The sequence below is a fragment of the Agromyces bauzanensis genome, assembly GCF_014645655.1.
Lineage (GTDB): Bacteria > Actinomycetota > Actinomycetes > Actinomycetales > Microbacteriaceae > Agromyces > Agromyces bauzanensis.
Genome location: NZ_BMMD01000005.1, coordinates 1 through 17,496, shown reverse-complemented (window position 1 = coordinate 17,496; position 17,496 = coordinate 1). Strand labels below are relative to the sequence as shown.

Annotated in this window: 19 protein-coding genes and 1 tRNA gene; 12 read left to right on the top strand and 8 right to left on the bottom strand. The window is 67.8% G+C overall.

Features of this window, described 5'->3' with window-relative positions; genetic code table 11:
* Positions 1–62: 62 nt before the first annotated feature.
* The 3 genes from IEX31_RS05855 to IEX31_RS05845 form a co-directional block, all read right to left on the bottom strand.
* Entirely contained in the window at positions 63–1,706 is a 1,644-nt protein-coding gene (locus tag IEX31_RS05855; protein WP_188742513.1) for a DNA repair helicase XPB, read from the bottom strand.
* A 94-nt stretch (positions 1,707–1,800) separates the two neighbouring features.
* Entirely contained in the window at positions 1,801–3,666 is a 1,866-nt protein-coding gene (locus IEX31_RS05850; protein WP_188742512.1) for a helicase-associated domain-containing protein, read from the bottom strand.
* 9 nt (positions 3,667–3,675) lie between these two features.
* Positions 3,676–3,951, bottom strand: coding sequence for a multidrug ABC transporter ATPase (locus IEX31_RS05845; protein WP_188742511.1), 276 nt, complete (start codon positions 3,949–3,951; stop codon positions 3,676–3,678).
* Between the two features lie 107 nt (positions 3,952–4,058).
* Here IEX31_RS05845 and IEX31_RS05840 point away from each other — a divergent pair, with 107 nt between their 5' ends.
* Positions 4,059–4,439 (top strand): cold-shock protein, encoded by a 381-nt coding sequence (locus IEX31_RS05840; RefSeq protein ID WP_136709962.1) that lies wholly within the window; start codon positions 4,059–4,061, stop codon positions 4,437–4,439.
* The gene (locus tag IEX31_RS05835) at positions 4,432–5,124 is read left to right on the top strand and encodes a DUF3027 domain-containing protein (protein WP_188742510.1); all 693 of its coding nucleotides are present in this window, start codon (positions 4,432–4,434) and stop codon (positions 5,122–5,124) included. The genes IEX31_RS05840 and IEX31_RS05835 overlap by 8 nt, the downstream gene beginning before the upstream one ends.
* Here the strand turns inward: IEX31_RS05835 and IEX31_RS05830 are convergent.
* Positions 5,100–5,366 carry a DUF2530 domain-containing protein gene (locus IEX31_RS05830; protein WP_188742509.1) on the bottom strand — a complete coding sequence of 89 codons (267 nt, stop codon included), beginning with the start codon at positions 5,364–5,366 and terminating at the stop codon, positions 5,100–5,102. The two genes, IEX31_RS05835 and IEX31_RS05830, sit on opposite strands and share 25 nt — an antisense overlap.
* Positions 5,367–5,371: 5 nt before the next feature.
* On the bottom strand, positions 5,372–6,487 hold the full coding sequence (gene serC, locus IEX31_RS05825; protein ID WP_188742508.1) for a phosphoserine transaminase: 1,116 nt from the start codon (positions 6,485–6,487) through the stop codon (positions 5,372–5,374).
* Between the two features lie 65 nt (positions 6,488–6,552).
* Between serC and IEX31_RS05820 the strand changes: the two genes are divergently transcribed.
* The 4 genes from IEX31_RS05820 (at position 6,553) to IEX31_RS05805 (ending at position 10,287) form a co-directional block, all read left to right on the top strand.
* Positions 6,553–7,245 carry an iron-dependent transcriptional repressor DtxR gene (locus tag IEX31_RS05820; RefSeq protein ID WP_188742507.1) on the top strand — a complete coding sequence of 231 codons (693 nt, stop codon included), beginning with the start codon at positions 6,553–6,555 and terminating at the stop codon, positions 7,243–7,245.
* Between the two features lie 393 nt (positions 7,246–7,638).
* Complete coding sequence (locus IEX31_RS05815) at positions 7,639–8,304, top strand: C40 family peptidase (RefSeq protein ID WP_188742506.1); 666 nt, start codon at positions 7,639–7,641, stop codon at positions 8,302–8,304.
* Positions 8,305–8,663: 359 nt separating this feature from the next.
* Positions 8,664–9,161, top strand: a complete 498-nt coding sequence (locus tag IEX31_RS05810; RefSeq protein WP_188742505.1) for an HNH endonuclease — start codon at positions 8,664–8,666, stop codon at positions 9,159–9,161.
* A gap of 313 nt (positions 9,162–9,474) precedes the next feature.
* Positions 9,475–10,287, top strand: coding sequence for a CHAP domain-containing protein (locus IEX31_RS05805; RefSeq protein WP_188742504.1), 813 nt, complete (start codon positions 9,475–9,477; stop codon positions 10,285–10,287).
* 273 nt (positions 10,288–10,560) lie between these two features.
* Here IEX31_RS05805 and IEX31_RS05800 read toward each other — a convergent pair whose 3' ends face one another.
* Positions 10,561–11,478 (bottom strand): lactonase family protein, encoded by a 918-nt coding sequence (locus tag IEX31_RS05800; RefSeq protein WP_188742503.1) that lies wholly within the window; start codon positions 11,476–11,478, stop codon positions 10,561–10,563.
* Positions 11,479–11,512: 34 nt separating this feature from the next.
* On the opposite strand from IEX31_RS05800, the gene IEX31_RS05795 reads away from it, so the two are divergent.
* Positions 11,513–11,584 (top strand) — tRNA-Arg (locus IEX31_RS05795).
* A gap of 209 nt (positions 11,585–11,793) precedes the next feature.
* On the opposite strand, the gene IEX31_RS05790 is transcribed toward IEX31_RS05795, so the two are convergent.
* Both IEX31_RS05790 and IEX31_RS19240 read right to left on the bottom strand, forming a co-directional pair.
* Complete coding sequence (locus tag IEX31_RS05790; RefSeq protein WP_308423484.1) at positions 11,794–12,309, bottom strand: tyrosine-type recombinase/integrase; 516 nt, start codon at positions 12,307–12,309, stop codon at positions 11,794–11,796.
* Positions 12,310–12,371: 62 nt separating this feature from the next.
* Positions 12,372–12,497, bottom strand: a complete 126-nt coding sequence (locus IEX31_RS19240; RefSeq protein ID WP_268236957.1) for a hypothetical protein — start codon at positions 12,495–12,497, stop codon at positions 12,372–12,374.
* A gap of 303 nt (positions 12,498–12,800) precedes the next feature.
* Here IEX31_RS19240 and IEX31_RS05785 point away from each other — a divergent pair, with 303 nt between their 5' ends.
* The 5 genes from IEX31_RS05785 (at position 12,801) to IEX31_RS05765 (ending at position 17,434) form a co-directional block, all read left to right on the top strand.
* On the top strand, positions 12,801–15,083 hold the full coding sequence (locus IEX31_RS05785) for a P-loop ATPase, Sll1717 family (RefSeq protein ID WP_188742502.1): 2,283 nt from the start codon (positions 12,801–12,803) through the stop codon (positions 15,081–15,083).
* 553 nt (positions 15,084–15,636) lie between these two features.
* Positions 15,637–16,281, top strand: a complete 645-nt coding sequence (locus IEX31_RS05780) for a hypothetical protein (protein WP_229662141.1) — start codon at positions 15,637–15,639, stop codon at positions 16,279–16,281.
* Between the two features lie 103 nt (positions 16,282–16,384).
* Positions 16,385–16,588, top strand: a complete 204-nt coding sequence (locus IEX31_RS05775; RefSeq protein WP_188742500.1) for a DNA-binding protein — start codon at positions 16,385–16,387, stop codon at positions 16,586–16,588.
* Positions 16,585–16,956 (top strand): type II toxin-antitoxin system death-on-curing family toxin, encoded by a 372-nt coding sequence (locus IEX31_RS05770; protein ID WP_188742499.1) that lies wholly within the window; start codon positions 16,585–16,587, stop codon positions 16,954–16,956. The genes IEX31_RS05775 and IEX31_RS05770 overlap by 4 nt, the downstream gene beginning before the upstream one ends.
* Positions 16,957–17,173: 217 nt before the next feature.
* Positions 17,174–17,434, top strand: coding sequence for a hypothetical protein (locus IEX31_RS05765; protein WP_188742498.1), 261 nt, complete (start codon positions 17,174–17,176; stop codon positions 17,432–17,434).
* Positions 17,435–17,496 lie beyond the last annotated feature (62 nt).

Here is a 17,496-nt window from a genome sequence, read left to right as displayed (position 1 = left end):
AGGTAAGCCTAAGCTAATTCGCGCCCCGCCGCAAAGTCGTGCCGCCGGATGACGGCGGGACCTCAGGCGGCCGCAAGCGCGTGCGCGTCGAGGATCGTGTAGCTGTAGCCCTGCTCGGCGAGGAACCGCTGACGATTCTGCGCGAAGTCCTGATCGACAGTGTCGCGCGCGACGAGCGTGTAGAAGTTCGCCGAGAGACCCGACTCCTTCGGGCGCAGCAGGCGCCCGAGACGCTGCGCCTCCTCCTGGCGCGAGCCGAACGAGCCCGAGACCTGGATCGCGACGGTCGCCTCGGGCAGGTCGACCGAGAAGTTCGCCACCTTCGACACCACGAGCACGGGCGTCGTGCCCTCGCGGAACTCCTGGAATAACCGCTCGCGCTCGTCGACGGGCGTCGAACCCGTGAGCTGCGGCGCATCGAGCGCCTCGGCGAGCTCGTCGATCTGGTCGAGGTACTGGCCGATCACGAGGATCCGCTCGCCCGCGTGCTTCGCCACGAGCTCGCGCACCACGTCGAGCTTCGCGGGTGCAGTCGCGGCGAGTCGGTAGCGCTCGTCGTCGGCGGATGCCGCGTAGGCGAGCCGCTCCGACTGCGGCAGGTCGATGCGCACCTCGTAGCATGCGGCGGGCGAGATGAAGCCCTGGGCCTCGATCTCCTTCCACGGCGCGTCGAACCGCTTCGGCCCGATCAGGCTGAACACGTCGCCCTCGCGGCCGTCCTCTCGCACGAGCGTGGCCGTGAGGCCGAGGCGACGACGCGCCTGCAGTTCGGCGGTGAGCTTGAACACCGGCGCGGGCAGCAGGTGCACCTCGTCGTAGACGACGAGGCCCCAGTCGAGCGCGTCGAGGAGCGCGAGGTGGGCGTACTCGCCCTTCCGCTTCGCGGTGAGGATCTGATAGGTCGCGATCGTGACGGGCTTGATCTCCTTGACCTGGCCCGAGTACTCGCCGATCTCGTCGGCCGTGAGCGACGTGCGGCGGAGCAGTTCATTGCGCCACTGCCGGGCCGACACTGTGTTCGTGACGAGGATCAGCGTCGTCGTCTTCGCGGTCGCCATCGCGCCTGCGCCCACGAGGGTCTTGCCCGCCCCGCAGGGCAGCACGACGACGCCCGAGCCGCCGTCGAAGAAGTTGTCGACGGCCTTCTGCTGGTAGTCGCGCAGGTGCCACTCCCGCTGATCCAGCTCGATCGGATGCGGGGTGCCCGGCGTGTAGCCCGCGAGGTCCTCGGCGGGCCAGCCGAGCTTCACGAGCTCCTGCTTGAGCTGGCCGCGCGCCCACGGCGCGACGAGGAAGCTCTCGTCGGCGAGGCGTTCGGTGAGCAGCGGCGCGATGCGTCGGGAACCCGAGACCTCGGTGAGCACGGCGACGTCCGACGAGTGCAGCCGCAGCGCGCCGTCTTCGGTGCGGTCGACGACGAGACGGCCGTACCGGCCCACGGTCTCCCGCATGTCGACCGCCACGGTCTGCGGCACCGGGAACTTCGCGTAGCGCTCGAGCGTGCCGAGCATGTCCTCGGCGTCGTGGCCGGCCGCGCGCGCGTTCCACAGCCCGAGGCGCGTGATGCGGTACGTGTGCACGTGCTCGGGTGCCCGCTCGAGTTCGGCGAAGACCGCGAGGTCGTGGCGTGCGTCCTCGGCGAGCGGGTGCGCCACCTCGAGGAGCACGGTCCGGTCGCTCTGCACGATGAGGGGGCCGTCTGACATAGCGTTCGAGTCTACGCCCGCTTCATGGGTGCACGGCCGGTCGCGCACCTCGCGCGTTTCGAGACGGCCGTGGACGCGTCTCGAAACCCGCGGATCAGACGTTCGTCGGCGCCGGCGACACCGCGGCGATCGCCGACAGCGGCAGCGTCCGCTCGATGTCGGCCTTGCGGTCGCGGGCCCTGAGCCGGCCGTTCGCGACGCTCGCGGGCGCGAGGAGGTAGTCGGCCGTCTGGCCGCCCGGCATCCGCACGGTCACCGTCAGCGTCTCCTTGGCGCGGGCGGCGGCCTCGAGCTGGCGGGCCAGCCAGGCCTGCTCGGTCGCACCATCGTCGCCGGTCGCGAGCACCCGATCGAGGAGGGCCGCGACCGGATCCGACTTCGGCGGCGGGGTCGGCGACGCCGCGAGGCGGTGGCGGCGCAGGCGCACGATCTCGCCGTTCGCGTCCTCTGCGGCGACCGGGTACTTCGCGTCGGAGAGGGCCCAGAACACCATGTCGGCGGTGAACCGCGACAGCAGTCGGTGCGGGCCGGTCTGCCGGAGCCCGAGCGAGGCGAGGGACTGGTCGACGGCGAGCGTGCGCACGAGCTGATCGTCGTCGGAGCGAACCGCAGAGCGTGCCGGGGCGTCGCGCTCGTCGGCGGCGGCGACGCGCACGGTGCCGAACCGCGCTGCAGCCTCGCCCACGACGTACGCGAGCGGCTGCGGGATGCCGGTGAGCGACACGCCCGTGAGGAATTCGAGGATGGACTCGGCGGTCTCGCCGGCCGCGAGTCCGCGGTTCACGGATGCCGCGTTCACGCGATACGTCGAGGCGAGGTCGCGCCCCTCGACATCGGCGAACCCGCGGAGCCGGGCGTCGAGCGCGGGCTCGAGCGGTCCGGGCGAGACCACCGACAGGTCGTGCTGCAGGTACACCTTGTCGACCTGTGCCGGGAAGTGGGCTGCGAGCATGCGTGCTGCGCGGTCGATGTCACCGGCGAGCACCAGCCGGCCGGTCTCCACGGGTTCTCCGGCGACGGCGAGGCCGAGCGCCTCGGCGTCGTCCACCAGCCGGTCGAGCGCCTCGTCGATCCAGCGCCCGCCCGCCGGGTAGAACCATCGCACATCGTCGCGGAGGTCCGTAGCGGAGAGGGTCTCGCTGCGCCTGGCGACGAGGTCGCGCAGGGGTGCCGGGATGCGGTCGCGCCAGCACTCGGCCAGTCGGCGCCAGCGCGCGGCTGCGCGCCGCTGCGTCCACGCCGCGCCGAGGTCGGACTCCAGCCAGAAGGCCCCGTCGCGAACCACGAGGCCCGCCTCGTCGGCGCGATGGAAGAGCCGGGGGAGTGCCTCGAGTTCGATGCCGGCCGACTCGGCGAGCCGCTTCGAGTCGGGCAGGGCGAGCCCGCCCTTCGCCAGCTCGCGGGCAGGCTGGCTGCCGAGCTCTGCGAGAAGTTCCGACGTCGCGGCGACGGTCGCGTATGCGGCCTCGGCCGCCCGGCGTTCGAGGAGGCTCCGGTCCACGTCGTCCACGGCCGCGAGCACGGCGGGCGCCGGCGCGGCGAGCTCCGCGGCCGGTGGCAGTTCACGGCCGGCGTGCACGGCGAGTCGCGCGCTGATCGCGGTCGGAACGTGCACGTGATCGGCGGCGAGCACCACGAGCAGGCTCGCGGCGAGCTCGTCCAACAGGGCGGCGGAGGCATCCGACAGCTCCTCGGAGCCACCGAGCCGAGCGAGCTCGTCGTACACTGCCCGGGTGGTGGTGGACCCGTGTTCGTCGGCGACGCCGGAGGCTGCGACGAGCACGGCGAGGTGACGGCGATCGAGGCGGGTCAGCGCGTGGTCCACCGAGTCGGGGGCGAGCAGCGCCTCAGCGAGATCGAAGAGGTCGCGCGCGGCCGAGGTCTCGAACTCGCGCGTCTGCAGTGCCGCGGCGAGTGCTTCTCGCGGCAGCCCCCGGAGTCGTGCGGCGAGCTCGAGCATCGGCCCCCGTCAGCTCGATCCGGGGGTGGACTGGCGGCGTCGGCGCACGCCGTTCACGATCAGCAGGGCGATGAGGAGCAGGAACGCCAGTGGCAGGCCGAACCACGGCAGCATGATGACGAACGGCCAGACTCCCGAGCTGAAACCGTCGTTCTCGGCGGCGCCCGCGAGGGTGCCGAACATGACCGCCAGGAACGCGAGGATCGAGATCCCGACGATGCCGACGAACATGTACGCCAGGATGCGCTCGGCGCGGTGTTCGGTGATGGGACCGGATTCGCTCACCTGTCAAGAATAGGGCAGCGGGCCGACGGAGGGGTTGCAGCCTCCTAGACTGGAGTCTGCACCGCGACGCGATTCCGCGCGCCTTCCGACGCTAGCGAGGTTCCACGATGCCCACCGGCAAGGTCAAGTTCTACGACGAGGAGAAGGGATTCGGCTTCATCAGCTCCGATGACGGCCAGGAGGTCTTCCTCCACGCGTCCGCTCTTCCCGCCGGCGTGACCGTGCGTGCGGGCACGCGGCTGGAGTTCGGCGTCGCGCAGGGCAAGCGCGGTGCGCAGGCGCTCTCGGTGCGGGTGCTCGACGCCCCCGTGAGCCTCGCGAAGATGAACCGCAAGCCCGCCGACGACATGGCGATCATCGTCGAGGACGTCGTGAAGGTGCTCGACGGCATCGGCGCCGACCTGCGTCGCGGCCGGTACCCCGACAAGTCCAAGGCGCGCACGGTGGCAGCGGTGCTGCGCAGGGTGGCTGACGACCTGGATGTCTGAGCAACATCAGCAGGCCGAGTCGCCGAGCCCGGCGACGGATGCCCCCGCGCCCGCCCCGGTGGCCGACGAGGTGCTCCTCGCCGCCGTCGACCTGGCGCGCCGCACCATGCTCGAGGTCACACGCCCCGAGACCGTGGGCTCGGTCGTGGGCCACGTCGTCGAGGACGAGCACGTGCTCACCCTGCTCTTCGCCGCCGACCTGTCCGGGTATCCCGGTTGGCACTGGAGCGTGACGATCGCTCGCGTCGAGGGCGCCGAGCCGACCGTGCTCGAGACCGAGCTCATGCCCGGCGAGGCCGCACTGCTCGCCCCCGAGTGGGTGCCGTGGTCGGAGCGGCTCGCGGACTACCGTGCGGCGCAGGAAGCCGCCGCCGCGGCGGCGTCCGCCGAGGGCGGCGCGGGCGACCTCGAGGAGCTCGCAGCGGCAGCCGAGGACGAGCTCGAGGACGACGAGGACGAGCTCGCGGACGACGAGGACGAGGACGAGGACGACGCCGATCTCGACGACGAGGCGGAGCTCGACGCGGCCTTCGGCCACGATTCCGGCGACGACGCGTTCGACGGCATCGACATCGACTCGCTCGACGACTCGGCCATCGACGACCCGGCGGACGAGGACGACTCGGCGGACGAGGACGACTCGGCGGACGACGCCGCCGGTCAGTCGGACGACCGACGCTCCTGACGCGCCACGCGGCGACGGAGCAGCTGCACCACGACGAGCCCGACGACGCCGATGCCGGTGCCGATCGCCGCGGCCCATACGAACCACTCGAGTCCGGCGGCGGCCAGCTGCGCGCGAGTGATGAGCGACACGACGAACGCCACGAGCCAGGCCAGCGTTCCGGCGAACAGCGCCTTGCGCGCGTCGGCCCGGGCGGGCGCCGGGTCGGGGCGCCGCTCGGATTCGCTCAGCCAGAACCGCACGGCGGTCAGCCCATCCGCTCGAGTACGTGGTCGAGGCACGCGGTGAGCGCGCGGACATCGTCGGGGTCGATGGCCGTGAACGTCGCGATGCGCAGCTGGTTGCGTCCGAGCTTGCGATACGGCTCGGTGTCGACGACGCCGTTCTCGCGCAGGATCGACGAGATGCGCGCGGCATCCGTCGACTCGTCGAAGTCGATCGTCACGACGACCTGGGAGCGGTCGGCGGGCTCGGCGACGAACGGCATGGCGACCTCGGTGCGGGCGGCCCAGTCGTAGAGCACCGACGACGACTCGCGTGTGCGCGCATCGGCCCAGGTGAGGCCGCCCGACTCGTTCATCCACTCGAGCTGGCTCTCGAGCAGTAGCAGCGTGCCGATCGCGGGCGTGTTGAGGGTCTGGTTCAGGCGCGAGTTGTCGATCGCGTTCTTCAGCGACAGGAACTCGGGGATGTAGCGGTCGCCGGCCGCGATGCGCTCGACGCGTTCGATGGCCGCGGGGGAGAACAGCGCGAACCAGATGCCGCCGTCGGAGGCGAAGTTCTTCTGGGGGGCGAAGTAGTACACGTCGAACTGCGTCGGGTCGACCTCGACGCCGCCCGCGGCGCTCGTCGCGTCGATGACCGTGAGGGCGCCGTCATCGCCCGTGACGCGGGTGACGGGCGCCATGACGCCCGTCGACGTCTCGTTGTGCGGCCACGCGTAGACGTCGACGCCCTCGACGGGCTCGGGCGCCGACCGCGAGCCCGGTGCGGCCCGACGCACGTCGGGTGCCTCCAGCCATGGGGCTCCTGCCTCGATCGCGAACTTCTGGCCGAACTCGCCGAACGAGCAGAGCTGGGCGCGGCGTTCGATGAGACCGGATGCCGCAGCATCCCAGAATGCGGTGGATCCGCCGTTGCCGAGCACGACCTCGTAGCCGGCTGGCAGGGCGAACAGGTCGGCGAGCCCCGAGCGGACGCGGCCGACGAGGTTCTTCACGGGTGCCTGGCGGTGCGACGTGCCGATCAGCTCGGGGCCTTCGGCGGCGAGGTGGGCGAGCTGCTCGGCCCGGACCTTCGACGGGCCGCAGCCGAATCGTCCGTCGGCGGGCAGGAGGTCGCTGGGGATCACGAGGCTCGGCATGCGTCGAGTCTATCGACGGGTGGTGGGCCGGTAGTCTGGATGACGGCGCGACCGGGAGGCTTCAGGTGACCGATCTCATCGACACGACGGAGATGTACCTCCGCACGATCCTCGACCTCGAGGAGGAGAACATCGTGCCGTTGCGTGCCCGCATCTCCGAGCGTCTCGGTCACTCGGGACCCACCGTCTCGCAGACGGTCGCCCGGATGGAGCGCGACGGACTCGTCGTCGTCTCGGGCGATCGGCACCTCGAGCTCACGCCCTCGGGGCGCAGCAAGGCCGTGCACGTCATGCGCAAGCATCGACTCGCGGAGCGGCTGCTCGCCGATGTCATCGGGCTCGACTGGGAGTTCGTGCACGATGAGGCATGTCGCTGGGAGCACGTGATGAGCGAGCAGGTCGAGCGTCGCCTGATCGAGATCCTCGGACAGCCCAAGGAGTCGCCGTACGGCAATCCGATCCCCGGACTCGATGAGCTCGGCGTCCCGGCCGCCGACTCGTTCATGACGGGCGTGGTGCGCGTGCTCGACGCGTTGTCGGCAGGCGAGGGAAGCGTGAGCGGCGTCGTCCGGCGTCTCGGCGAGCCGGTGCAGTTCGACCCCGAGCTGCTCGCCCAGCTCAAGCTCGCGGGCGTGGTGCCCGGCGCGACGGCCACGTTCAGGGCCTCCGGCGCCCGGGTGCTCGTCGAGGTCGACGGCGTCGACGGCGGCCTCGAGCTGCCCGCCGAGGTCGCTGGGCACATCTTCATCGGGGAATAGGCCCGATCCGCCCGGAAGTCGGGCACGCCGTGATCAGAGTGTGACATTTGGGCGTGCCTCGCGTATCGTCGTTCGAGTCCGCCGGCAAGAAGCCGGTCGGCGGAACAGGATCGAGATCGCCCCCCGGCGCCCACCGCTCGATTCAGAACCCGCGACGCGCCATTGTGCGCAGCAGGTGGGACGGCAGCGATGTCGTGGGGCGGAGGTACCGTTTTGGCTCGATTCCCCCGGCGGCGTCAGACCCGCAACATCGCCCGAGGGGCCGTCTCGAGGGCGACTGCCGCCCCGAAGGCTCCGGCAACCCGCTCCCAGGACCTCGCCACCACTGTCCGCACCGCGCCGCTCGCGTCCACGCGCCGCCTCCGGCGGGGCGGTCTCGCGAACGTCGTCGTCATGACGGTGGCGGCCGGCATCGTGGGCACGCTCGCCATTCCGGCGTACGCGTTCGCGCCCGGCGGCGAGGGTCCGCAGTTCGGCACGTCCGCCGAGACTGCGCTCACGAAGGCGCAGGCGCAGTCGGTCGAGGTGACCGACGACGTCATCGCGGCGCCGCTCACCAAGGACACCTACTCCGCGGTCACGGGCGCCGAGATCCAGGCGGCGGCCGAGGCGGCCGCCGCGGCCGAGGCGGCCCGCCAGGCAGCGGAAGCGCAGATGGCCTCGTATGCCGCGAGCTACTCGGGTCCGTCGGCCGCCGAACTCGCCGCCGCGCCGGTCTACGGCTCCGCTGATCCGGCGAGCGTGTTCGCCGTGGCGCAGCAGTACATCGGCGTCCCGTACGTGTACGGCGGCGCCACGCCCGCAGGCTTCGACTGCTCAGGGCTCATCATGTACGTCTACGCGCAGTTCGGCATCAGCCTGCCGCACTCCGCTGCGGCACAGGGCGACAGAGGCACTCAGATCTCGGTAGCTGACGCGGTACCGGGCGACATCGTCATGATGGCGGGTCACAACGGCTTCTACGCGGGGAACGGGATGATCCTGCACGCACCCTATGAGGGAGCATCCGTGCGAATCCAGCCGATCTGGACGAGCGACTACTGGATCGTCCGCATCTGATTCGTGAACATCGCGTTACTCGATGCGTGAATGGCGCGCCGGTGGCTCCCGGTGCGCCATTCGTGCCTTAGCCTTGTACTCTGACGATCCGAGAACCGGGTAGGGAAAGCCGATGGCCGAGACGCGCAGCACCCATTCCACGGGTGTGCGCGCGCAGTTCGACCAACGGCGCAGTAGTCAGCCGAGCATCCTTCGCGCAAGCGCGCCGACGGGCACTGTCTTCATGACGGTGCCCGTTCTTCGTTTCGCGGGCGTTCGCGCACGACTCGCACCCCCTTCACCGGCGCGCGCTCGCGCGCTCCGGGCGTCGATCCGTTCACGCGGCTGGAAGCCATCCAGCCCCGATCGAAAGGCACCCCATGCGCACCCTCGTGCTCAACGCCGGATATGAGCCGCTCGCCGTCGTCTCATTCAAGCGCGCGCTCCTGCTCGTGATGAACCAGAAGGCCACGGTGATCCTCCACGAGGAGGACAATCCGGTGTGCGCGGCGAGCGGGACGTGGCAGCGACCGAGCGTCATCCTGCTCACGAGGTACGTGCGAACGCCCCACGTGCACCAGGTTCCTGTGAGCCGTCGCGGCGTGCTCCGGCGCGACGAGCATCGCTGCGCCTACTGCGGACGATCGGCCGCCACCATCGACCACGTGCTGCCACGCTCGCGGGGCGGGCGCGACACGTGGGAGAACCTCGTCGCCTGTTGCCTGCGATGCAACAACACGAAGGGCGACCACACGCCCGCCGAGATGGGCTGGCAGCTGAGATTCACGCCCAGGATGCCGCAGGGGCGCAATTGGGTCGTGCGCGGGTTCGAGCGGCCGTTGCCGCAGTGGGACGAGTTCCTCTCCACTGCGGCCTGACCTCGCGGGCCGCCGAGGTCGCGACCCGCCGTGTGGAGAGTCGTGACAAGCCCTGCGGGTGTGCCCTATCGTGGTACGAGTCCGGAGCCACCCCTGACCTCCGGAGCACATGACGCCAACCCGTTCGGTGCTGCAGTGCGGCATTCAGCGGGATCCGGAGGTTCGACTGTTGCACGGTGACGAGAACGGCGCCCACGCGTACACGCGCTCTGCCCGGCGAGCGGCCGAGCGAGCCCGCACCCGTCGATCCGCCCCCACGCAGCCAGGCCGCGCCCGATCCGATCGTGCCGCGTACATGCCGCCCGCGTCTTCCATGCCGGTCTCGGTCGCGCCGGGAGCGGCCGCCGGAACCTCCGCCACGCGCGCCGTGGTCGCGGCGCCGCGCGCGACCCGACGCAACGGCCCGCTGCGCGCGTTCGCGACCGTACTCGTGGTGCCGGCGATCGTCGGCACCGTCGCATTGCCCGCCTACGCGCTCATGCCGGGCGGCGACGGGCTCGAGGCATCCGGAGTCTTCAGCCTCTCGGTCGCGGAGGCGCAGGATGTCGACGTCTCCGTGCTCGCGAGCGGCGTACCCGTCTCACGCGATTCATACGCGATCACCACGGCGGCCGACCTGGAGCGGGCCCGCCTCGATGCCGAGGCGGCCGAGCAGGCCGCGTGGGCCGCCGAGCTCGCGTCGCGCTCCGGCTCCGGCAGCTACGCGATCTACACCGTCAAGGCCGAGGGCGACGACTACCCCTGGTGGGACCAGGTGCCCGACGACTACGGCGGCGGGCTCTCGCCCCTGCGCTACTACTACCGCGAGTGCGTGGACTTCGTCGCTTGGCGGTTGAACCGCGACGCCGGTGTGACGAGCGCCCCGTGGAAGTGGGACTGGGGGAACCTCGCGTCCGGAAGCGCGTACGCGTGGGCCGATGCCTGGGCGTCGAAGGGATGGCCCACCTCGAGCACGCCCGTCGTCGGAGCTGTTGCGTGGTTCCCGTACAACCACGTGGCGTACGTGCAGTCGATCAACGCCGACGGCAGCGTGAACCTCGAGGAGTACAACCGGAACTCCGACCACTCGTACCATCGGCGCACGATCGCCGCGAGCGACGCGCTCTATCTGTACCCGCCGGGATGAGTCTCGCCGCACCGGGTCGTCGTGGACACCATGGCGAATCCGGTCGGCTTCGCTGGACGACGCAGCCAGTGAACCCGTGTGCGAGGTCCCGGTGTCATTTCCATGAACAGGCAGGTGACCGAGATGGCGCAGCCGTTGGACGAGGTGCGGCTCGAGGAGATCGGGTTCGTCGACGAGCCCGCTCCGTCGACTTCGGCGATCGTCATCCTCGGCTACAACTGACCGGGTCCCGGCGGGTCGAAGGGGCGCGCCAGCGCCGGTCTCGAAACCCGCCTACCAGACCCGTGCGAGGCATGCCGGCGCGGGAGTGCTGAGGGTCTCCACCACCTCGACCGGCACGCCCTGCTCGAGCACGATGACCGCGATCGAGTCCGAGGCCTGGTCGGCGACGAGGGCGAATCGTTCGTCGTGCGTCACGTGCAGGTCGCGCGGATGCCCCCCGCCGGTCGTGATCGACGCGACATGCTCGAGCGACCGCGCGTCGGCGTCGTACCGCAGTGCGGCGATCGCGTCGGCGTCGCGATCGCCGACGAGAACGGTGCCGGCGCTCGTGAGCCGGATGGCCGAGACGCCGAGTCCGCGAGCGGCGACCGTCGCGTCGACGGGCACCCACGAGAGTTCCCGTCGCTCGGCGAGGTCGACGAGGCTCGCCGTGCGGTCGAGCTCGTTCGCGACGATCGCGACATCGCCCGCGACGACCAGATGTCGGGGACCGGCGCCGGCGTGCACGACGATATCGTCGTCGTCGTCGTGCCTCAGCCGATCGGGGAGGTCGGCCGGCCTGAGCACGCGGATGCGATCCGAGCCGAGGTCGGGCACGAGGAGGCGGTCGCGTGCGGCGTCGATAACGGCCTGATGCGGACGCGGCGACGACTGGCGTTCGTGCGGGCCCGATCCGTCGAACCCGATCGAGAAGACGGCGTCGGCCGGAGCATCCGGAGCCACCGGGTGGGCCGTGAGGCGACCACCCGAGTAGTTCGCGGCGAAGATCCACGACCCCGACTCGTCGAACGCGGGGAAGCAGGGACCACCGGCGCCGGTGCCGCCTACGGGGCCGAACGGCGTGACGGCGACCCGAGTCGGCCCGACGTCGAGGCACCCACCCAAAACCGCGTGGTCTCCGTCGTGGTCATGCTGCCCGCCTCGCTCTCCGGCTGCGGCGCCCGCCGCGGCGCCCTTCGTGCCGTTCACGACGCTATCGCGAGCCGGTAGACTCGTGCGGTCAGCCTCTGTAGCTCAATGGAAGAGCAGCGCCGTCCTAAGGCGAGGGTTGGGGGTTCGAGTCCCTCCAGGGGCACAGTCTTTTTTGCCTCTGACCAAAGAATTCTTCTGAGGTCAGACCACACAGAAGTGCGTTTTTGCCCGTTTTTTGCCCGCATTCTAAAAACTCCGAGGGCAGCGACGACGGTCTTCAAAGGCGTTCGTTCGACGTCTCGGAGCGCCGAAATCGAGCATTTTGGGGTGCCGTGCGCCCAGGCTCGAAACTGAGCGTTTTGCTCTCTGTGGTCACCGCGGTCGGGCGTACCGGGTCTGCGGACCCGTCGGCAGTGCCACCAGCGGCATGGCGTCGTTCAGTCTCGTCGCCACGGCATCCAGATCGTCGTCGAAGAGATCGGCGTAGGTGTCCAGCGTCATCGCGGCCGACGCGTGGCCGAGCATCCGCTGCACAGCCTTCACGTTCGCGCCCGAGCTGATCGCGAGCGATGCGGCGGTGTGCCGAAGGTCGTGAGGAGTGAGCCGGGGGATTGACGGATCGAACGCCTGCGCGCGCCGGACCGCGTTCGCGAACCATCCCTTGTCGCCAGAGTTGCGCATGTGGTTGACCCCGTCACCGAACAGCAGCCCTTCCGGGCCCTTGCCGGCGCAGGCTTCCTCGATCATAGGAGCGAGACGCTCGGGGTAGGGGACCGAGCGCTTCTCGTGCGTCTTGGGCGTGCCGACGTGGATCTCGTAGGCGATCATTACCGCGTTCTCCTCGATGACCAAGCGTCGACGCAGTCGGTTCACGCTGCGCACGCGCAGTCCCGTGGCCTCGCCCAGCGAGGCACGCCCGAACTGACGATGCAGGATGCTGTGCGCGCAGCTCAGGCGGAGATGCGGCGCGCGGCGCGGAACCGGGAGACGGCGATGGCGACCGGGCCGGTGGTTGGCGCGCCGAGTGCGGGGCGTGTGATGGGGATGTAGCGACGTTCGATACCGCGAGTGGGCATGTTCTCGAGATCCCCAGACGAAATTGCGACCACTGGCGGTGGATGGCCGGAGAAGCGGCACATTAGGTCGCAGCACAGAAATCCGTCACGGTCCCGAAGGATGGTCTGTTAGTTGATCGGCCGCGCATCACCGCTATGAGATATCCGACCGCCTATTGAAGTGGCTCACCGTGGCGATCCGTCCTCGGCGAGTCGTCTCGGTCCGCGTCAGGCCTCGAGATCGTCATGATGATAGGAAGGTGGGTGCGGGCGCCGTCGGGCGAGCGCAGGGGCAACAAGTGCCATTTCAGAAGGGGAAAATGAATGGTCAGTGGAGGGCCCGTCGAGGCCATCTGGACCTTGATCGCCGACACCGTCGGAGAGTTCGAGGACCGACGCATCCTACCAACGGGTGCCATTGTGAAATCTCGCGCCCAAGTAACGCTCGGTCACAAGATCGTGGAGGCTGACTTCGGCTACAGCACCTTCAGAAGATTGGTTACTGCGGGGGCCGAAGCTGGCTATCTCCGGGTGGTGAGCGTACACAAGAACTCGGACATCGTACTGGGGACGGTAAATACCGAGTTTCGGGTGCTCTCCGAGGTCGTCCAGCACTTTGCTTCGCGCGGGGCGGTGGCAAAGGGCGCATACGTCAAGCCCATGTTGTCTGACGCGCTCGGTGTCTACTTCGATCAGTCAGCTTTGGGCTATCGAACCTTCAAGGAATTTTGCATGGCGGCTCAACGTGCGGGGTACGTCTCTGTGCTCGATAAGCCGGAAATGCCGGACTTCACGCTCTCAGTTGCCAACCAGGGTGGCGCGGCCGAGCTCGCTTCGAAATCTCAGATCCCCTCGGCGACCCAAGACCAACGGCGGCTAGATGGTGCGAATGAGGCTGGCTTAGCGGTCAAGGCGATTCCTCTCGACGAGGCCTTCGCTGCATTGCGGAGGATCGTTACCGAACGACATGAGAACGGGACCGCTACAAACGCCTCTCGTGCAAAGCAGCTGCTCATCCAGTGGGACGCGACTTTCTCCGAGGGCGCGTTGCGGTACCAGCGATTCGGAGAGTTTCTTCGCGATGCTGAACAGGCTGGCTATGTGGTGCTTAAGGAGCGGCCGGGTCACGGCCGTAGTGTGGTCGATCTGTTCCCACCCGAGCCGCAAGGTGTCTCTTTCGCCGACATCCAGTTCGGGTACGCGTCCGCGGGCGCTGAGAGCGCAAGAGCACCGCAACTCCTGCTTGAGGGCTTCTACGACAATCGAGACGTGGCGCGCTCGCTCGTCGAAGGCAGCGAATATGTTGTGCTTGGTCACAAGGGCTCGGGAAAGTCCGCCATCGGTGAGCATCTCGTCCGGAGGGCGGACCTTGATCCCAATCTGTTCGTCGACCTAATCGACCTCAAAGACTTCCCATATGGCACGCTTAGCCAGCTTGCGTCTGATGATTCATCACTTCAGCTTCTCCGTCTCAGCTGGCGCTGGCTCCTACTGCTCAGAGTATTTCAGTCGATGCTCACCGATGTCGGCGCCGACCCGCAGGATGCTGCCGAGTGCGAGCGCTTGAAAAGACTCCTCGTCAAGGAGAGCCTGATCCCAAGTAAGAACCTCACCGAATTGAGTCTCCGATCCGTCAACGTTGCGCTGAAAGGCGGCTTGCCGTCTGTGTACGGTGCATCCGTCGATGCGGAATTCTCGACACGTCAAGTGCAACTCACAGATGCGGCGGGAAGAGTGGAGCAGATTGCATCCACGTTCAGCACCGAGAGCCGCCACATTCAGATCATCGACGGGCTCGACGAGCTGCTGTCGCCCGACGACCGTACATATGCGTCCTTATCAGCGCTGTTAGGAGAGGTCGAATCACTCAACGAGGCGTTCTATAGGGCGAAAAGCGCAATAAAGATCGTCCTCCTGTGTCGAGCAGATCTATATGAGCGGCTCAGCAGTCCGAATAAGAACAAAATTCGCCAAAACTTCGCGGTCACTCTTCGATGGTCGGCCATCTCAGACGAGCCTGATGAGGCCTCGTTGGAGGCTCTGATCCTGCACCGTGCGCGTCTCAGTGGCTATGTGGGAGACGATCCGATTAGAGATCTGCTGCCGCACAAGGCTTCCGTCGGGAAGCATCAAACAGACATGTGGCCGTATCTCGTCGAACATACCCGGCGAACTCCACGCGATTTGATCGCCCTCCTTACGAAAGTTCAACGTAAAGTCGGGCGCTCCGCAGTAACCACTAGCCTTATTCAGAAGGCCCTGAACGAATACTCGACTGACTACTTTGTTCCCGAACTCAAGGACGAACTCCAGGGATACCTCAAGCCTGATCACGTAGACGGCGTGTTCGGGTTGTTCTCTGCCCTGCGGAAGAGGTCCTTCACGCTACACAGCCTCTCGAATTTCGCCCAAACTCGCGGGTCGGATCTCCCTGTCCTTGAAGCCGTACAGATCCTCTTCGAGTGCTCGGCGATTGGCCACGACCGCAGTGCTGAGACGAGAGACCATGAGTTTAGGTACCTAAATTCGAATCTTTCAGTGAACCCTGATCTTCCACTAATTGTCCATCGCGGTGCGTGGTGGGCGCTTAGTCTGAACTCGGACTGAAGAGCGGATTGCTGGTGGACGGAAAGTTCGAGCCGTTCGACCCGGAAGCTGCAGACTTCGAACTCGATCTCGATGACCCCGGTCGGAGTCATGCGTTCGCGTCGGTTCGGCGGCAGTATCAGCGTGGACTTGACGCGCTCAATAGTCGACCGGCCGACTGCCTCCCCGCGATCCGCGAGCCCGTAAAGGCCCTTGAAGCGCTCTGTCGGACTCTGACCAACAAACCGAAGGCTTCGCTTGGTGAGGCGGTCGATCATCTGTGGCGCGTAGCGCTTCTCGGTACCGATAGTCCAGCGACCTGGTATGCGGGCCAAGCTGGACCGTGGGAATGGTCCCGCTCTCGATGCCGAGCTTGATCGTGCGGTAGTCGACGCCGACGAGCTTGGCGGCATCCTTCATCGTCTTAACACAAGGTGCTCCGGTGAGTGGTTCATAGCCCTTCCCTTTCTGAGCCAGCAGTGTCAGTCTCCCTTCGTCGCAAGGTTGCACACATGTGAGCCAAGATCGACACTCTTCTTCGCGAATCGGCGGCGAACCTGGAATAGTGGGCCCTATGGCAGACGTCGAGGCATTTGACATCAGTGACGAACGCATTGATCTCGGCAGCCGCGTAACGCTGCCGAAGTCCTGGCATGCGCGCGTGTCGGGCGAGCAGGACGTGCCCGGCACGATCACCGTGCGTGTGGAGTGGGATGCTGCGCTCGGCCGCACTGCCGTCGTGTTCGCCGCTCTCGAACGCGAAGGGGAAGGCGTCGACATCACCAGCCAGGTGCTCCGCGAGGTGCGCACGCATTGGATCATGACGAGGTCGGCGCTCGAGGTTGTCACGGTGGACGTCGGCGGGGAGGGTGTCGGTGATCGCGACCGCATCCCGGTGCGAGACTTTCTCAGCCGCGTGCTGGCGGAGGAGGAGCGCGAACCCTTGGAGTCCCTGTACGCCGCGATCGCCGTCTATCGCGTCGCGACGGCAATCAGCTACCCCCCGCTCAAGCTCGTCGCCGACACTCTCAAGATCAGTCAGAGCACCGCGACCCGCCTCATGACCCGCGCCCGTGATGCGAGTCTCGCGCCGGAAGTACGGATCCAGGAGCCTCGGCGGGCGCCAGCGGTTGACCCGTATAACCCGGGCAGGCCGTACGACCCTTCGGCGCCCCACGTCGGGCCGTCTCAGCCCGGAGGGCCGTCGATCGGTCGATGACGCCGTGCGCACGACGTCCGGTCATGCGTTGCCGTGGACGCGGTACGGTGCAGCCGCGCTACGTCGGTGGTATCATGATGACACCACGAGGAGAGGAACCGTCATGGCCCGCACTGTGCGCCTTTCGCCAGAGGCGGAAACGAAGCTCACCGAGCTCGCCTCCCTGATGGGGCAGAGCAAGAACAGCGTGATCGAGAAGGCCGTGCTCGAGCTGGACGCTCGCACGATCCGGCGCGAGCGGGTACGCCGCGCCTTCGATCGGGTCCGCGACCGCGACGCTGAGCTGCTCGACCGGCTGTCCCGGTGACGGAGTACATCGAGCCGGAAGACGTCGACGACCTCGTCGAGGATGAGGGATTTCACTACCGGGATCGCAATGGCCTGCTGTCTGCGCTGGCGTCCCCGATGCCCGTGTTCGGCGAGGAGGTCTACCCAGGGATTCACCAGAAGGCGGCCGTCCTGATGAGCGCGATCAACCACAACCATCCGCTGTTGGACGGAAACAAGCGGTTGAGCTGGTTCGTCACGGTCGCCTTCTATGAGATCAACGGCTACGACCTGCGCGCCGACGCCGAGGACGCCGACCACTACATTCGGCTCATCGCCGGCGCGAACCCACCGCCTCCGCACGACGTCGAGCTGTGGCTCGACAAGCACACCTTTCCCTTGGACTGACCAGCACTTCGCGGACGCTCGAGCTGTCGATGATCACCGCGGGAGGGATGCCGTCCGGGCACGGGTTGCCGTCATCGCGCGTCGGCGTACGATTGAGCATGTTGCTAGCTATATCGGCATAGAGCGGTCCATACGGAGCAAAGTGCTCAAATCGATCCCTCTGAAATGTGCGTGATCCGCGTCCGGTCCGTCGAAGACTCCGGGTCGGCTGGGCGCGGTGTTCGGTCTCGTCGCGCTCGCGGCGTTCGCCTGGCTCTGGGTGCTGTCGGCCACGCCGCTCGACCCGCCGAACTGGGTGCGCATCCTGGGGCTCGTGTTTCTCCCGATCGGTCTTCTCGGGGCGGTGGTCACCGGCATCGCCGGTCTCCGTGGGGCTCGCGGGTGGGCCGTTTTCGGCCTCGTCGCGGCGGGTCTCACGATCGTGGCGTTCATCGTGCTGAATATTCGCTTCTCTGAGCGCCATGGGTATCGCGGTTGAGCGCCACTTGCTCGTCGACGCGATCTTGTCGTTGAGCGCCACTGAGTATTCGGGTTCGGTGC